General features: G+C 71.0%; 17 protein-coding genes and 1 pseudogene. 12 read left to right on the top strand and 6 right to left on the bottom strand.

The features are described 5' to 3' along the window. Positions 1-11 precede the first annotated feature (11 nt). Positions 12-647, bottom strand: coding sequence for an SDR family NAD(P)-dependent oxidoreductase (locus ABD785_RS17595; protein WP_344829260.1), 636 nt, complete (start codon positions 645-647; stop codon positions 12-14). 122 nt (positions 648-769) lie between these two features. On the opposite strand from ABD785_RS17595, the gene ABD785_RS17600 reads away from it, so the two are divergent. From ABD785_RS17600 to ABD785_RS17625, 6 genes are all read left to right on the top strand, one after another. Next, positions 770-1,825 (top strand): GAF domain-containing sensor histidine kinase, encoded by a 1,056-nt coding sequence (locus ABD785_RS17600; RefSeq protein ID WP_344829261.1) that lies wholly within the window; start codon positions 770-772, stop codon positions 1,823-1,825. Continuing rightward, the gene (locus ABD785_RS17605; protein ID WP_344829262.1) at positions 1,822-2,421 is read left to right on the top strand and encodes a response regulator; all 600 of its coding nucleotides are present in this window, start codon (positions 1,822-1,824) and stop codon (positions 2,419-2,421) included. Before ABD785_RS17600 ends, ABD785_RS17605 begins: the two co-directional genes overlap by 4 nt. 93 nt (positions 2,422-2,514) lie before the next feature. Beyond that, complete coding sequence (locus ABD785_RS17610) at positions 2,515-3,279, top strand: PP2C family protein-serine/threonine phosphatase (RefSeq protein WP_344829263.1); 765 nt, start codon at positions 2,515-2,517, stop codon at positions 3,277-3,279. A 94-nt stretch (positions 3,280-3,373) separates the two neighbouring features. Beyond that, positions 3,374-3,769, top strand: coding sequence for a DUF2752 domain-containing protein (locus tag ABD785_RS17615; RefSeq protein WP_344829264.1), 396 nt, complete (start codon positions 3,374-3,376; stop codon positions 3,767-3,769). A 57-nt stretch (positions 3,770-3,826) separates the two neighbouring features. Continuing rightward, positions 3,827-4,486: an RDD family protein gene (locus ABD785_RS17620; protein WP_344829265.1), complete on the top strand. Its 660-nt coding sequence runs from the start codon at positions 3,827-3,829 to the stop codon at positions 4,484-4,486. Positions 4,487-4,549: 63 nt separating this feature from the next. After that, positions 4,550-6,112: a protein kinase domain-containing protein gene (locus ABD785_RS17625; protein WP_344829267.1), complete on the top strand. Its 1,563-nt coding sequence runs from the start codon at positions 4,550-4,552 to the stop codon at positions 6,110-6,112. Between the two features lie 3 nt (positions 6,113-6,115). Here the strand turns inward: ABD785_RS17625 and ABD785_RS17630 are convergent, their stop codons facing one another. After that, entirely contained in the window at positions 6,116-6,874 is a 759-nt protein-coding gene (locus ABD785_RS17630; RefSeq protein ID WP_344829269.1) for a hypothetical protein, read from the bottom strand. 66 nt (positions 6,875-6,940) lie between these two features. Between ABD785_RS17630 and ABD785_RS17635 the strand changes: the two genes are divergently transcribed. The 3 genes from ABD785_RS17635 to ABD785_RS17645 are packed head-to-tail and all read left to right on the top strand — an operon-like array spanning position 6,941 to position 8,813. After that, on the top strand, positions 6,941-7,732 hold the full coding sequence (locus ABD785_RS17635; protein WP_344829271.1) for an ABC transporter ATP-binding protein: 792 nt from the start codon (positions 6,941-6,943) through the stop codon (positions 7,730-7,732). Between the two features lie 56 nt (positions 7,733-7,788). Further along, positions 7,789-8,544: a sulfite exporter TauE/SafE family protein gene (locus ABD785_RS17640; protein WP_344829273.1), complete on the top strand. Its 756-nt coding sequence runs from the start codon at positions 7,789-7,791 to the stop codon at positions 8,542-8,544. Between the two features lie 38 nt (positions 8,545-8,582). Beyond that, positions 8,583-8,813 (top strand): hypothetical protein, encoded by a 231-nt coding sequence (locus tag ABD785_RS17645; RefSeq protein ID WP_344829275.1) that lies wholly within the window; start codon positions 8,583-8,585, stop codon positions 8,811-8,813. Positions 8,814-8,827: 14 nt separating this feature from the next. Here ABD785_RS17645 and ABD785_RS17650 read toward each other — a convergent pair whose 3' ends face one another. After that, a complete protein-coding gene (locus ABD785_RS17650; RefSeq protein ID WP_344829276.1) occupies positions 8,828-9,697 on the bottom strand; it encodes a Rieske (2Fe-2S) protein in 870 nt (289 codons plus the stop codon). 246 nt (positions 9,698-9,943) lie between these two features. Between ABD785_RS17650 and ABD785_RS17655 the strand changes: the two genes are divergently transcribed. After that, entirely contained in the window at positions 9,944-10,204 is a 261-nt protein-coding gene (locus ABD785_RS17655) for a hypothetical protein (protein WP_344829277.1), read from the top strand. On the opposite strand, the gene ABD785_RS17660 is transcribed toward ABD785_RS17655, so the two are convergent. Then, the gene (locus tag ABD785_RS17660) at positions 10,167-12,266 is read right to left on the bottom strand and encodes a molybdopterin oxidoreductase family protein (RefSeq protein ID WP_344829278.1); all 2,100 of its coding nucleotides are present in this window, start codon (positions 12,264-12,266) and stop codon (positions 10,167-10,169) included. The genes ABD785_RS17655 and ABD785_RS17660 overlap by 38 nt on opposite strands. 117 nt (positions 12,267-12,383) lie before the next feature. Between ABD785_RS17660 and ABD785_RS17665 the strand changes: the two genes are divergently transcribed. Then, positions 12,384-12,995, top strand: coding sequence for an RNA polymerase sigma factor (locus ABD785_RS17665; RefSeq protein WP_344829279.1), 612 nt, complete (start codon positions 12,384-12,386; stop codon positions 12,993-12,995). A 5-nt stretch (positions 12,996-13,000) separates the two neighbouring features. Further along, a complete protein-coding gene (locus ABD785_RS17670; RefSeq protein WP_344829281.1) occupies positions 13,001-14,041 on the top strand; it encodes an LCP family protein in 1,041 nt (346 codons plus the stop codon). Here the strand turns inward: ABD785_RS17670 and ABD785_RS17675 are convergent. Further along, on the bottom strand, positions 14,025-14,363 hold the full coding sequence (locus tag ABD785_RS17675; RefSeq protein ID WP_344829282.1) for a zinc-binding dehydrogenase: 339 nt from the start codon (positions 14,361-14,363) through the stop codon (positions 14,025-14,027). The genes ABD785_RS17670 and ABD785_RS17675 overlap by 17 nt on opposite strands. A gap of 302 nt (positions 14,364-14,665) precedes the next feature. After that, positions 14,666-14,932: pseudogene (locus tag ABD785_RS17680) on the bottom strand (alcohol dehydrogenase catalytic domain-containing protein); the annotation flags it as partial. Between the last annotated feature and the right edge of the window lie 6 nt (positions 14,933-14,938).

Below are 14,938 nucleotides of genomic sequence, written 5' to 3' on the forward strand. Positions count from 1 at the left end.
AGGAACCTCTCTCACAGGTCGCGGGCGCGGTACCGGCCGGACGGCCGCCGCTCGGAGACGAGACGGACCAGCGCGGGCACGACCGTCTCGGGGTAGGGGGCGGCGGCGGCGTCCTCGCCGGCGTCGCGCAGCATCCGGGTGTTCATCTCGCCGGGGTCGACCGACCAGACGGCGAGCTTGGGCTCCTCGGCGCCGAGGACGGCCGACATCAGGTCGAGCGCCGCCTTGGACGCCCCGTAGCCGCCCCACCCCTCGTAGCCCTCGACGGCCGCGTCGGAGGTGATGTTGAGGACGGCCCCGCCGTTCATCCGGAGGGCGGGCAGGACGAGCTGGATCAGGGCCAGCGGGGCGACCACGTTGACCTCGAGCGTCCGGGAGAACTCGCCCAGCGGAAGGTCGGCGAGCTTCGGCAGCGGGACGGCGCCGAGCGTCGAGGCGTTGTTGACGAGCAGGTCGAGCCCGTCGGCGACGGCGGAGGCGAGCCCCGCCCTGTGCCAGGAATCGGTGACGTCGCCGTGCAGCGGGACCCCGATCCCCGGCAGGCCGCCGCGGGCCGTGGAGACGACATGCCAGCCGTCGCGGTGCAGCCGGGACGCGAGAGCGAGGCCGAGGCCCCGTGAGGCGCCGGTGATCAGTGCGGTTTTCATGTCCTCGACGTTAGAAACGCCCAGGAATAGGCACATCGGTCATTCGCCGGGACGAGCCCGGACAAAAGACGTAGGTCCCCAGACTGATACCGCCGGGGGCCCGGAAGGGTAGCGTTTCCACTATGGATCTCGGGGAGTCGGGTGCGCTGCACGCGGTGAGCTCCGCCGTGCTCGCCGTCAACCGGCACCTCTCCGTCCGCGAGGTCCTCCAGGTGATCGTCAGGGCCGCCGCCGAACTCATCGACGCCCCCTACGCGGCCCTCGGCATCCCCGACGAGGACGGCGCTTTCGCCGAGTTCGTCACCGAGGGCATCCCGCCCGAGCGCGAGCGGGCCATCGGGCCGATGCCCCGCCAGCACGGCATGCTCGCCGTGATGCTCAAGGACGGCGAGGTCCACCGCCACGGCGACATCCGCAAGGAGCCCGGCTTCTGGGGCTGGCCCGCCGCCCATCCGGTCATGAAGGGCTTCCTCGGCGTCCCGATCCGCGACGGCGACACCACGCTGGGCATCCTGTTCGTCGCGAGCGAGGAGGGCGTCGGCTTCAGCGACCGCGCCGAGGAACTCCTCACCCTGTTCGCCGCGCACGCCGCCATCGCCCTCAGCAACGCGCGGCTGCACGAGGCCAACCGCGAGCTGTCGGTCGTCGAGGAGCGCAACCGGCTGGCCCGCGAGCTCCACGACGCCGTCAGCCAGAAGCTGTTCTCCCTGCGCCTGCTGGCCCGCGCCGGGCTCTCGGGCAACCCCGTCGGCGCGCTCACCCAGGTCGAGCAGCTCGCGGGCGAGGCGCTCGGCGAGCTGCGCACCGCCATCTACGCCCTCACCGACCTGCCGGGGGACGGCCTGGCCGACCGGCTGCGCAAGCACTGCGAGGTCCTCGACCACGTCTATCCGGCGGCCGTCACCTTCACCGCCGAGGGCGCACCCGACGACGACCAGGCCGTCTACCGCATCGCCCAGGAGGCGCTCCACAATGCGCTCCGGCACGCCGAGGCCCACAATGTCTCCGTGACCCTCACCGACCGCCTCCTGGAGATCCGCGACGACGGCCGCGGCTTCTCCGACGCGGGCAGCGGGCTCGGCCTGGCCTCGATGCGGGAGCGGGCCCGGCTCGCGGGCGGGGAGCTGTCGGTGCGCAGCGGCGGCGAGGGCACGATCGTCCGGCTGGAACTGCCATGATCCGGATTCTCGTCGCGGACGACCACCCGGTGGTCAGGCAGGGGCTGCGGGCGTTCCTGAGCGTCCAGGACGACCTCGAGGTCGTCGGCGAGGCCGCGGACGGCGACGAGGCCGTCCGGCTGGCGGAGGAGCTGAAGCCCGACGTCGTCCTGCTCGACCTCAGGATGCCCGGCCTGGACGGCCTGAGCGCCCTCCCGAAGCTCGCGGGCGCCAGGGTCCTGATCCTGACGAGCGTCACGTCCTCCAACGTGCTCCCCGCGATCCGCGCGGGCGCGGCCGGCTTCCTCTACAAGGACGTCGATCCGCAGGCACTCGTCCAGGCGATCAGATCGGTGCACGAGGGGAATGTGATCCTCGCCCCGGGGGCACTCCTCGTTCCCGGCGACACACCCCTGACCGAGCGCGAGAACGAGGTGCTGACCGAGATAGCACGCGGTCGATCGAACCGGGAGATAGCTCACGAACTGGGCATTTCTGAAAAGACCATTAAAACTCATGTATCGAGCCTGCTGATGAAACTCGGGGTGCAGGACCGCACACAGGCAGCGCTGTACGCGATCCGGAACGGACTGGTGGACAGTGACCCACTACTCTGATCGGAAGCCACCGGCTGAACGTGGACGGCCGGGCCGGTTTGCAGGAGCGGTGGTGGCACGAACTGCCGCAAGGAGATCGTCATCGAAACTGGTATGAACGTCGCAATCAGGTACGCAGCGGGTTCGGACATCGGCTGTAACCGGGAGAACAACGAGGACTCCGGGTACGCCGGTCCGCACCTCCTCGCGGTCGCCGACGGCATGGGCGGATACGCGGGCGGCGAAGTCGCCAGCTCGACCGTCATCAGCGCGCTGCGCCGGTTCGACGCACCCGTGTCCGACGCCGAGCTGCAGAACACGCTCGGCCGGGCCGTCGCCGAGGTCAACGGCGCGCTCGGGCAGGCCATCAAGGCCAATCCCGAGCTGAACCGGATGGGCACCACCCTCACGGTGATGCTCTGGAACGGCAGCACCCACTTCGCGCTCGCGCACATCGGCGACTCCCGCGCCTATCTGCTCCGCGACGGCGTGCTCTTCCAGATCACCAAGGACCACACTCTGGCCGAGCTGCTGGCCGAGGGCGGCGAGGGCGGTGAGAACTCCCACCTGTCGCACATGCTGTTCAAGGTCCTCGACGGCGGCCCCGACCGGGAACCCGACATCTTCATGCGCGAGGCCCGGGTCGGCGACCGGTACCTCCTGTGCTCCGACGGCCTGTCCGGCCCGGTCGGACCGCAGGCCATCTTCGACGCCCTGACCGCGGAGGCCGAGCTCACGGGTGCGGTCGAGCGCCTCATCAGGCTCGCCCGCGACGGCGGAGGACCCGACAACATCACCTGTGTCGTCGCTGATGTCATTCCGGCAGAACCGCAGGCCGACTCCCAGCGTCCCACCATTGTGGGAGCGGTCGCCGGGTAGGGCCATCACGGCCCGGTCTCGAGGTCGCCCCCCGGCTTGACACACATAGTGGTCAAGCCGATATAAGGGGTCAACATAGGGACAAGGTGTCCGGGTGGAGGCATTCATGACGGGGGTCATGGCACTGCGCCGTCGTCCCCGTTTCGAGGTCGCCGGAAGGGTCGCGCTGATGACCGCTGCGGCCCTGGCGGTGGCTTTGGCGCATCGGGTCGGTGACCCGGGAATCCTGTGCCCCGTCCGCAGGTTCACCGGCATCCCCTGCCCCTTCTGTGGTGGTACCACCGTCTTCATCGAGCTTGGCTCCGGGCACCCTGTCCGGGCGCTGGCGGCCAATCCCCTCGTGTTCGTCGGCGCGTTCGTCTTCGCGTTCGCGCCGCTCGGGCCGGCCGCTCGATGGTGGGCGTTGAAAAACAGGACCCGCAACGGGATCCTGACTCTCGCCATCGCAACGTCCGGAATCTGGCAGCTAGCCCGTTTCGGGATTCTGTAAGCCCCGCGCGCCGTACCCCCGGCTTCGCAAAACGGCACATTCACAAGGAGAAACAGCGTGGGAAACCCCTACGACCCGTACGGCCAGCAGCAGCCCCAGCAGCCTGGCTATGGTCAGCAGCCCGGCTACGGCCAGCAGTACCCGCCGCAGCAGCCCCCGGCCTACCAGGCGCCGCCGCCCGCCTACCCGGCCCAGCCGGCCTTCCCGGCCGCCGCCCAGCCGCAGTACGGCGTCCCGCAGCAGCCCTACGGCCACGCCGGCGCCGCTTACGGTGCCTACGCGGGCTGGGGTTCGCGCTTCGCCGCCCGGATCATCGACAGCCTTCTGATCGGCATTCCGATCATCATCTTCGTGGTCATCGGCGTGGCCATCAGTGCCTCGACCGCCTCCACCGACGCCTATGGCAACACCACCGGCGGCGGCGCGGGCGTGATTTTCATCATTCTGGGCTATCTGGCCGGATTCGTGGTGGGTCTGTACTTCATCTACCAGGAGGGCGTCACGGGCCAGACCCCCGGGAAGAAGATGGTGAACATCCGCCTCATCAGCGAGCAGACCGGGCAGCCGATCGGCTTCGGCATGTCGTTCGTCCGTCAGATCGCGCACGTCATCGACGGCATTCCCTGCTACATCGGTTACCTGTGGCCGCTGTTCGACGCCAAGAAGCAGACCTTCGCCGACAAGGTGATGAACACGGTCGTCGTCCGCTCCGTCTGAAGCTAGCGTTAGCGGGGCGTTCCACCGGGAATGCCCCGCTAATTTCCGTTTGGGAGGCCGTCCTTGCACGAAGGACTCGTGCTCATCGACCGCTACGAGGTCGTGCGCAAGCTCGGCCAGGGCGGGATGGGGGCGGTCTGGGAGGCCAGGGACCGGCTCCTCGGCCGCCGGGTCGCCATCAAGACCCTCGCGGTCAACCCCGGGGCCGACGCCACCCGGCGCTTCCGCGGCGAGGCCCAGATCGGGGCGTCGCTCCAGCACCCCGGCATCACCGTCGTCTACGACATCGGCGACTACGACGGCACCCTCTTCCTGATCATGGAGTATCTGGAGGGGCACGACCTCAAGCAGCTCATGACCGCGGGTCCGCTGCCGGTGCCGCGGGCCGTCGAGCTCGCCTCCGAGCTGCTGAAGGCGCTCGGCGCCGCCCACGCCCAGGGCGTGGTGCACCGGGACATCAAGCCCGGCAACGTCATGGTGACCGGCGCGGGCCAGCTGAAGATCCTCGACTTCGGGATCGCCAGGTTCACCGACTCCACGATGACCGGATCGGTCATGGGAACGCCCGCCTACATGGCCCCCGAGCAGTTCACCGGCGGCTACGAGGTCGACGGCCGGTGCGACCTCTACTCCTTCGGGATCGTGCTCTATGAGCTGCTGACCGGGCGTCAGCCGTTCGAGTGCTCCACGATGCCCGAGTTCGTCTACGCCCATCTGCACCGGGTGCCCGCCTCGCCGCGCTCCGCCCGTCCCGAGATCCCGGCGGGGCTCGACCGGCTGGTCCTCGACCTGCTCGCCAAGGACCCGGCCGAGCGTCCCGGCTCGGCCGAGGCCGTCGTGGCCCGCCTGGAGGGGGCGCTGAACGCCCCCTCGGTGTTCGAGCAGCCGCCGCAGCAGCGGGGTGAGCCCTCGCCCTACAGCGCCCAGTCCCGGGCCGCGGTCCGGACGCCGCCGCCCTTCTCCCGGCCCGAGACGCCGCAGCCGTTTCCCCCGCACGAGACGGTGCGCCCGGCCGAGACCCGGCAGCCGCAGACGCCGCCGCCCTTCGGACAGCAGGCGCCGCAGCAGCAGACCTACCCGGCGCCGACGCCCGCCCCCTACTCCGTGCCCTACCAGCAGCCCCCCGCCTACCAGCAGCAGGGTTACGCCGCGCCGTTCCCGACCGCACCGGTGTTCCAGCCGCCGGTCTACGGGTACGTGCCCGCGGGCGGGGTGCGGCTGGCGTCCTGGTGGCGCAGGGCCGCCGGGTTCGTGATCGACTGGCTGATCGGCGGCTTCATCAGCATCCTGTGCCTGGTCGCGATCACCTGGGGGGACCCGCCCGACGCGGAACTGACCGACGCCCAGGGCATCGGCTGGGTCACCGTCTGGTCGCTGGTCTATCTGGGCATCGGGCTGATGGAGGGGGCCGTCGGCTGGGGGCCCGGCAAGGGCATCTGCATGATCCGGGTGGTGGACGCCCGGACGGGGCTCCCGATCGGCGTCCTGCGCGGCCCGGCCAGGACGGCGCTCCAGCTCGTCAACTACGCGTCCTGCTACGTGGGGTGGCTCTGGCCGCTCTGGGACCGCGAGCGCCAGACCTTCGCCGACAAGATCGTCAATACGAAGATCATCGTCAGGAGCTGAGGCTCAGCGGGCGGGTTCCAGGACGGCGTTGTGCGCGGCGACCCTGGCCCGGCGGACGGCCCGGTCGAGCAGGCGCAGCGCCTCCTCCCTGCGGTGCATCTGGGACGCCGTCAGGTTGCTGCCCGCCAGCTCCTCGGCGATGCCCAGGACCAGCTTGAGCCTGGCCGCGAGGGCGTCGACGCGGTGGGCCCTGGCCGGATAACCGGGGGGCAGCGCGCTGTCGGTGTCGGCGCGCAGGGCGTTGAGCGCCTCGCCGCGCCGGCCGTTGACGTCGTCGATCTCCATCAGGACCTCGGTGACGTCCCGGATCGCCAGGGTCAGCCGCCCGTCGGCCTCGGCCAGCGAGGGGACGTCCGGGACGGAGGGCCTGCACTCGAACAGCCGCCAGGAGATCCCCGCGTAGGACGAGCCGCGCAGATCCTCGGCGGGGACCAGCCCGACGATGGAGTCCGGCACCGCGAAGCCCGTGCCGGAGTCCGTCACGGAGGCCAGCACCGCCTGGCCCGCCTCGACGGCCGCCTCGTTGAACGGGGCGGGGCCGGTCAGGCCGAGCGGATCACCGGGGGCGGGCAGTGCCAGCCGGAAGGACCGCAGCCCGACCGGGCGCAGCTCGGCCAGCCACGACCGCAGCGGAACCTGCCCGACGAGATGGGGCCCCGACCGCTCCACGGCGTCGACGGCCTCGTCCAGCCCGACATGGCCGGACAGCCAGGCATTCCCCCAGGCGGCCAGGGCCGGGGCGGGCTGTGAGGAGAGACGCATGAGAAACACGATAACCGCCAAACGAGCAGGACGATTGGACCGATCGGCTGCAATAGGGTGGGAAGTGTGAGCGGTGAGGTGTTGAGGCTCGAGGGCGTCGTGATCCGACGCGAGGGAGCCACGTTGCTCGACGGCGTCGACTGGTCCGTCAACGAGGGCGAGCGGTGGGTCGTGGTCGGGCCGAACGGGGCGGGGAAGACCACCCTCCTCCAGGTCGCGGCGACCACGCTGTTCCCGACCGCGGGCACCGTCGACGTCCTGGACGAGCGGCTGGGCAGGACCGACCTGTTCGAGCTGCGTCCCAGGATCGGCTTCGCCAGCGCGGCCGTCGCGGAGAAGGTGCCCGCCAGCGAGACGGTCATAGACCTCGTCCTGACCGCCTCCTACGCCATCATCGGCCGGTGGCAGGAGGAGTACGACTCCAGCGACGTCACCCGGGCCGTGGAGCTGCTGGAGGCCCTGGGCTGCGCCGATCTGCTGCGCCGCCGCTTCGTGACCCTGTCCGAGGGCGAGCGCAAGCGCGTCCAGATCGCCAGGGCCCTGATGCCCGATCCCGAGCTCCTGCTGCTCGACGAGCCCGCCGCGGGCCTCGATCTGGGCGCCCGCGAGGACCTGGTGGCCCGGTTGTCCCGGCTCGCCGACGACATGACCGCCCCGTCGATGGTGCTGGTCACCCACCACCTCGAAGAGGTCCCGGTGGGCGTCACCCACGCCCTGCTGATCAAGAAGGGCAAGGTCGTCGCGGCCGGCAAGGTCGACGAGGTCTTCACCCCCGAGCACCTGACGGCCTGTTTCGGCATCCCGCTCGACGTCGAGCGCCACAACGGCCGCTGGTTCGCCCGCGCCGTCCTCGACTGAGCGAGGAGTTACCCCCGCGTAGAGCGTCGTTTGGCCAGGTCATTACGATCTGGGGCATGACGCCGTGGGAGGGAGTCGCGATCTTCGCGGCGGGAGTGGGTGCGGGCGGGATCAACGCCGTGGTCGGCTCGGGTTCGCTGATCACCTTCCCCACGCTGCTGGCGCTGGGGTATCCGCCGGTGCTGGCGAACGTGTCGAACAACATCGGCCTGGTGCCGGGGGCCGCCGCGGGAACCTACGGGTACCGGCGGGAACTGGCCGGGCAGTGGAACCGGGTGCTCAGGCTGGGCGCCGCCTCGCTGATCGGGGCGCTGGTGGGCGGGATCCTGCTGCTGGCGCTGCCCGAGGGCGCGTTCAAGGTCATCGTCCCGGTGCTGATCGTCGTGGCGCTGGTGCTGGTCGTGCTCCAGCCGAAGGTCGGCGCCTGGGTGCAGAAGCGGCGCAAGTCCCACCAGGCCGACGGCGGGCCCGCGCTGTGGATCGGGGTCCTCGCGGCGGGCGTCTACGGCGGCTACTTCGGGGCCGCCCAGGGCATCCTGCTGATCTCGCTGCTGGGAATCTTCCTCGCCGACGACATGCAGACCGTCAACGGGATCAAGAACGCGCTGGCGGGGATCGTGAACGCCACGGCGGCGATCCTGTTCGTCCTGGTCGCGGACGTGGACTGGGCGGTGGTCGCCCTCATCGCGGCCGGCGCGACCATCGGCGGCTCTCTGGGCGCCCGGGTGGGCCGCAGGCTCCCGCCCTGGCTCCTGAGAACTGTCATTGTCTGCGTGGGTCTGACCGCGATTGCGAAGCTTCTGTTCGGGTAAAAATCGAATATGAGTTCGATATCGTGTTCGGAGTCCTGATGAGGGGCGACCGCGTCGAGATCGTCGTCGAAGCGGGCGACGCGCCCCGCACCTACGAGGTCACCGCCACCAAGGCGGGCCGCCGAGTCGAGATCACCAACCGCAGGGGCGTCGTCGAGGTCAGCGAGGTGACCCGCTCCGGCACCCCCGTCCGCACGGCCCGTTTCATGGCCAGCCGGGTCCTCGCCCTGGTCGAACATCCCGCCGACCAGGTCAAGCCGGAGATCTAGGTCGAGCCGGAGCTCTAGATGGGCCTGACCTGGACGGTCCCGTTCTCCAGGACGCGGGTGTCGAAGGCCGGCTGACGGCCGGTGGCGGGGCCGTCGACGACGGAGCCGTCGGCGACCCTGAAGGTGCTGCCGTGCCAGGGGCAGACGACGCAGACGTCGTCGTCCACCCGGACCATGCGGCCCTGGTGGAGCGGGCCCGCGAGATGGGCGCACCGGTCGGCCAGCACCCGGACGTCGTCGTCGAGGCGGAGTACGAAGAGGTCGATGTAGCCGAGGGTGTGGTGGACGGGCCACCCGTTGGGAAGATCCTCCATCTGGCAGAGGTCGTGCCAGCCGAGCGGCACCAGATGGGCGATCGACTCGGCGTGGTTGGCCCCCGCGGCCTGCCGGAAGGCCAGATGGCCGCCCAGGTAGCCGCCCGCGAACAGGGCGGTGAGGCCGGTGAAGCCCAGCGCCTTGCCCGTCAGGTGGTGGCCGCGGACCCTGGCCAGCAGGGAGGCGGCGTAGAGGATCGACGCCGTGCCGGTGCCGATCGCGTGGATCAGCCCGACCCGCTGCTGCTCACGGTGGAGGGCCGACCAGTCGGCGATCCCGGTCAGCGCCGTCGGGACGGCCCCCGCGAGACCGGCCGCGATCAGGACCCTGGACGCCTTTTCGGTACCGGGCAGAAGATCGAGGACGGCCGCCGAACTCCAGGCCCCGATGGGCAGATCGGTCAGCGGCGCGTGCACCGGATGGCCGACCGGAACCCCGTGGAGCAGGTTCTTGAGCGGGCCGCGGGGCAGGGCCTCGCGCACGGCCTCCGAAAGGGCCCTGACGGGCCGGTCCAGCCCGCCGTTCAGTTCGATGCGCTCGGCCAGTTCCACCGGATGCGCGCGACGCATCGGCTGGGCGATGCCCCTGAAGATCCTGGCTGCTCTTCCGCGGTTCACTGGCTTTGGTTTCCCCTCTGCCCGGCTCCGACACCACGACACTAACTCACACCCTCAGTGACGACTCTCGCCGCACCCGGTGACAGATTTGAGTAACCCACCTTTTATGGCCGAAATCTGACAAAGCGGAACTCTCGCTTGGAATCAGTCCATCGCTTACCGTGAAGACGGCTGAGTCCTCCAACGTGGGCGATGATCATGGAGACCCCGGTTCCCAGCGGTTCCCTCGAGCGGCAGGCCACGGTCCAGCGGATCGAGGCGGACTTCCCTGGCTGGGGGGTGTGGCGCAGCGACGCCGACCGGTGGTGGGCGTACCGGACCGCGCGCAGCCCGCTGACCTTCGAGCAGCTGCGCGCCGGATGCCGCCTGATCGTGCAGGCGGACACCGGCGCGGAGCTGTGCGAGGCCATCCGCGCGGAGATCACCCGAGCGGCGCGAGTCGAACCGGGACTCCGTTGAAGACCGCGTTCCCCGACAGCGGGTCGATCTCCTGCTCGTCGGTCAGCGTGTTGACGCTGACGCCCGCGTTCTGGGCCGCGACCCTGGTCCGCGACCCGTTCCTGCCGTGACCCCAGCCGTGCGGCAGGCTCACGACGCCCGGCATCATCTCGTCGTTGCACTCCAGCGGGACCTCGACCTCCCCCGCGCGTGAGGTAACTCTCACCTGCTGGCCATCCCCGACGCCGAGCTTCGCGGCGTCATCGGGGTGCACGCGGAGTGTGCACTGGTTGGAACCGCCGACCAGCGAGGAGATGTTGTGCATCCAGCTGTTGTTCGACCGCAGGTGCCGCCGTCCGATCAGCACGAAACCGTCCGGCAGGGCGGTGGAGCGCATCCGGGCGACGTCCGCGGCGAAGGGCTCGGGGCACAGGTCGACCCGTTCCCTGACCAGGATCTCCTCCAGTCTCGGCTGGAGCGGGCCCAGGTCGACTCCGTCCACGATGTCGGCCAGGCGCAGCCCGTACGGGCCGAGCCGGAGCATCATGTCCAGCCGCGCCTCGGCCCCGGCCGGGCCGAGCTCGGCGCGCAGGTCCTCGCGGCCGGCCTTGCGCAGGGCTCCCGTGATGACCATCTCGTCGAGGTCCTCGGGGGACATCCCGGTCACCTCCGACGCGATCCGCGCCAGGATCTCCCACTCGGCCGGACGGTCGCCCTTGTCGGCCGCGGGCGGTGAGTAGCGGGCGTAGTTGCGGACGGTGAAGCCCAGCAGCGCCAGGTCGTAGTGCGGGGTCCGGGTGTGCGGCGGCGGCGGCAGGAGCACGTCGGCGTGGGCGGTCGTCTCGTTGAGGTACGGGTCGACGCTGACCATGAACTCGAGGTGCTCGAGGGCCTTGCCGATCCGCTCCCCGTTGGGCGCCGACAGGACCGGGTTGCCGCCGATCGTGATCAGCGCCTTGATCTGGCCTTCGCCGGGGGTCTCGATCTCTTCGGCGAGGGTCGCGACGGGCAGTTCGCCGTTGGCCTCGGGGAGGCCGCGGACCCGGCTCCTCCAGCGTCCCGTGGTGTAGGGGCGGTTCCGCTTCCCGCCCCAGTGGGCGGGCTTGGGGAACATCGCCCCGCCCGCGCGGTCGAGGTTGCCGGTCAGCACGTTGAGCACGTCGGCGAGCCAGCTCGAGAGCGTCCCGAACGACTGGGTGTGGGTGCCGATGCGGCCGTAGACGGCGGCGGTCTCGGCGGCGGCCAGCTCGCGGGCGATTTCCCGGGTCACCTCGGCGGGCACCCCGGTCACCGCGGCGGTGGCCTCGGGGGAGAAGTCCGCGGCGAGCTCGCGGAGCCGCTCCAGGCCGTCCACCTCGTGGCGGAGCGCGGTCAGGTCCTCCGTGAACAGGGTGTGGACGAGGGAGAACAGGAACCACGCGTCGGTTCCCGGCCGGATCGGCACATGCCGGTCCGCGAGCCCCGCCGTCCTGGTCTTGCGCGGGTCGACGACCACGAGACGGCCGCCGCGTTCCCGGAGGGCCTTGAGCCGTCCGGGGAAGTCGGGCGCCGAGCACAGCGACCCGTTGGACTCCAGCGGGTTGGCGCCCAGCATCAGCAGGTAGCCGGTCCGGTCCAGGTCGGGCACGGGGATGGCGAGCGGGTCGCCGAACATGTAGCCGGTGCTGACGTGCTTGGGCATCTGATCGCTCGTGGACGCGCTGAAGACGCTCTTGGTCCCGATCCCTCGGACGATCATCGGGCTGTACATCGGGCCCGCGATGCCGTGCGCGCTCGGGTTGCCGAGGTAGACGGCCACGGCGTTCTTCCCGTGCTCGTCGATGATCCGCCGCAGCCGGGCGCCGACGGTCGTGAACGCGTCGTCCCAGGTGGCCTCGGCGCCGTCGACCAGCGGGGCGGCCAGCTTGTCCGGGTCGCCGTCCAGCTTGCCGAAGCTGGCACCCTTGGGGCAGATGAACCCCTGGCTGAACGGATCGGCCTTGTCGCCCCGCACCCTGACGACCTGATCACCGTCCATGGTCAGCTCGAGCCCGCACAGGGCCTCGCACAGCGGACACGTCCTGAACGCCGTTCGGTTCGTCATACCCATAGGTAACCACTTACGCGCCCCGAACAGAATCCCCGGGGCCGCCGTGAACCCGATCGGGGGGAAGCGGAGAGACAGATCCGACTCTGTTCCCTACGGAAGGCCGGTCATGACGTGTCCGCTCCCGTTGCCCCCGGGCGGGACCCCGCGATGGTGACGTCCGTGCGGGTCGACGACTCCGATCTGATCGGGGAGTCGCTGCGCAGGCCCGAGGCGTTCGCCGAGCTCTTCGACCGCTACGCGGGCCTGCTGTACCGGTACACCTCGCGGCGGCTCGGCGGCGAGAACGCCGAGGACGTCGTCGGCGAGACGTTCCTGGTCGCGTTCGCCCGGCGCAGGACCTACGACCGCTCCTACCGGGACGCCCGGCCGTGGCTGTTCGGGATCCTGACCAAGCTGATCTCCCGGCACCACCGGCAGGAGGCGGCCAGGTACCGGGCGCTGGAGCGCAGCGGTCCCGGCGTGCCCTACGAGGAGTCGCCCGACGAGCGGGTCGCGGCGGGCGTCGCGGCCGAGGGCGTGCGGGCGGAGCTGGCCTCCGCGCTGGCCGGCCTGAACCCGGGCGACCGCGACGTGCTGCTGCTGATCGCCTGGGGCGACTTCTCCTACGAGGAGACCGCCCAGGCCCTGGCCATCCCCGTCGGGACCGTGCGATCCCGGCTCAACCGCGCCCGCCGCAAGGTCCGTGCCTCGCTCGGCGACGTGAATCCCCTGGACGAGGTGTGAATCCCATGGACGACATGAACCTTCTGCGCGAGTTCGGGCGTGAGCTGGAGCACGAGCCGCCCGCGTCGCTGGCCCGCCAGCGCAACCGGCTGACCGGGAAGGCCCGGCGGCCGTTCTTCGCGCGCCCGGGCGGGTTCGCGGTGCTGGGCGCGGTCGCGGCCGTCACCGCGGCGGCCGTCCTGGTCCCGACGGTCGTGCTGAACGGCCACGCGGGCCGGACCCTGCCGCTCCCCCCGGGGGAGATGGCGAACGGCGACGACCTGCGGAGCGACCTCAACGTGCTCGTCCTCGGCACGGACAGCCGGGAGGGCGCCAACGGCGCGTACGGCCGGAAGGGGCCGGGGGAGCGCTCGGACACGATCATGGTCGCCCACATCCCGGCGGACGGGACAAAGGTGCGGGTCGTGAGCCTCCCGCGCGACCTGATGGTGCGGCTGCCCTCCTGCCGGACCACGGCCGGGGGCACGTCGCCCGGGCACACGGGGCTGATCAACGAGGCGTACACGATCGGCGGGGCCGCCTGCTCGAAGAAAGCCGTCGAGTCGCTCACCGGCCTCCGCCTGAACCATGTGGTCGAGATCGACTTCACGGGACTCAAGAAGATCGTGGACGCCGTCGGCGGGGTGGAGATCACGCTGCCGAAGGCGGTCGACGATCGCGGTTCCGGGCTGAAGCTGCCGGCGGGCAGGCACCTCGTCAGGGGGGAGACGGCCCTGGCGTACGTGCGGGCCCGCCACGGTCTGGGTGACGGCTCCGATCTCGGCCGGATCGAACGCCAGCAGCTCTTCGTGAAGTCGCTGCTGGGCAGGGCCGCGAAGGTCAGGACCGATCCGGTGAAGATGACCCGGCTGGTGCGGGCGTTCGCGGCGGCCGTCAGGAGCGACGGGAACCTGACCGTCCAGCGGATGCTCACCATCGCCGCGTCGGTCGGCGGAGCGGAGGACGCCGCGTTCAGCACGGTGCCGTGGGCCCCCTACCCCGCCGACCCGAGCCGGATCCAGCTCAGGCAGCCCCAGGCGGAGAGGCTGTTCACGAGCCTTCGATGACCAGCACGACCTTCCCCCTGCCATGGCCGGTCGCCACGATCTTGTGGGCCTCGGCCACCCCGGCGAGGGGGAAGACCCCGCGCAGGACGAGGTCCAGCTCGCCCCGCTCGTAGAGGTCGACGGCCTCCGCGAGCCGGGCCAGCGACCGCTTCAGCGGGGTGGTCCGCACGCCGAGCCCGGGGGCCTTGGCGTGCTCGACCAGCGTGACGATCCGGGAGGGGTCGTCGACGAGTTCGAGGGAGCCGGTGAGCGCCTCGCCGCCCGCGCCGTCGACCACGGCGTCCACACCCTGGGGAGCCAGCGCGCGGACCCGCTCCACCATCCCTGGCCGTAGGCGACGGGCAGCGCCCCGAGCGAGCGCAGGTAGTCGTGGTTGGCCTCGCTCGCGGTGCCGATCACCGTGGCGCCCCAGGCCCTGGCGAGCTGGACGCCCGCGGGCCCCACCCCGCCCGCCGCGGCGTGGATGAGCACGGTCATGCCGGGGCCCACGCCCAGCTCGGTCAGGGCGATGTGCGGGGTCATGATCGCGGCGGGGAAGACGCCCGCGATCTCCCAGGGCATGGTCTTCGGCTTCGGCATGACCTGGTCGGCCGGGACCAGGGTGTACTCCTGGTAGCAGTTCAGCCGGGAGAAGGCCAGGACCTCGTCGCCGGGCTCGAACCCCGTGACGCCGGGCCCGGTCGCGTCGATGGTGCCCGCGACCTCGTTGCCGACGACGCGCGGCCACACGTCGGGGACGCCGGGCATGGTGTACCCGCCGCCGACGGCGAGGTCGACGGGCTGGACGCCCGCGGTCCGCACGCGGATCCGCACCTCGCCCGCTCCGGGCTCGGGAACGGGGAGTTCGATGATCTCTACGACGCCGGGGGAGGTGAACGCTGCTGCTCTCATGCCGCG

Origin of the sequence: Actinocorallia longicatena (genome assembly GCF_039534125.1) — a bacterium.
In the GTDB taxonomy this organism is placed as follows: Bacteria; Actinomycetota; Actinomycetes; order Streptosporangiales; family Streptosporangiaceae; genus Actinocorallia; species Actinocorallia longicatena.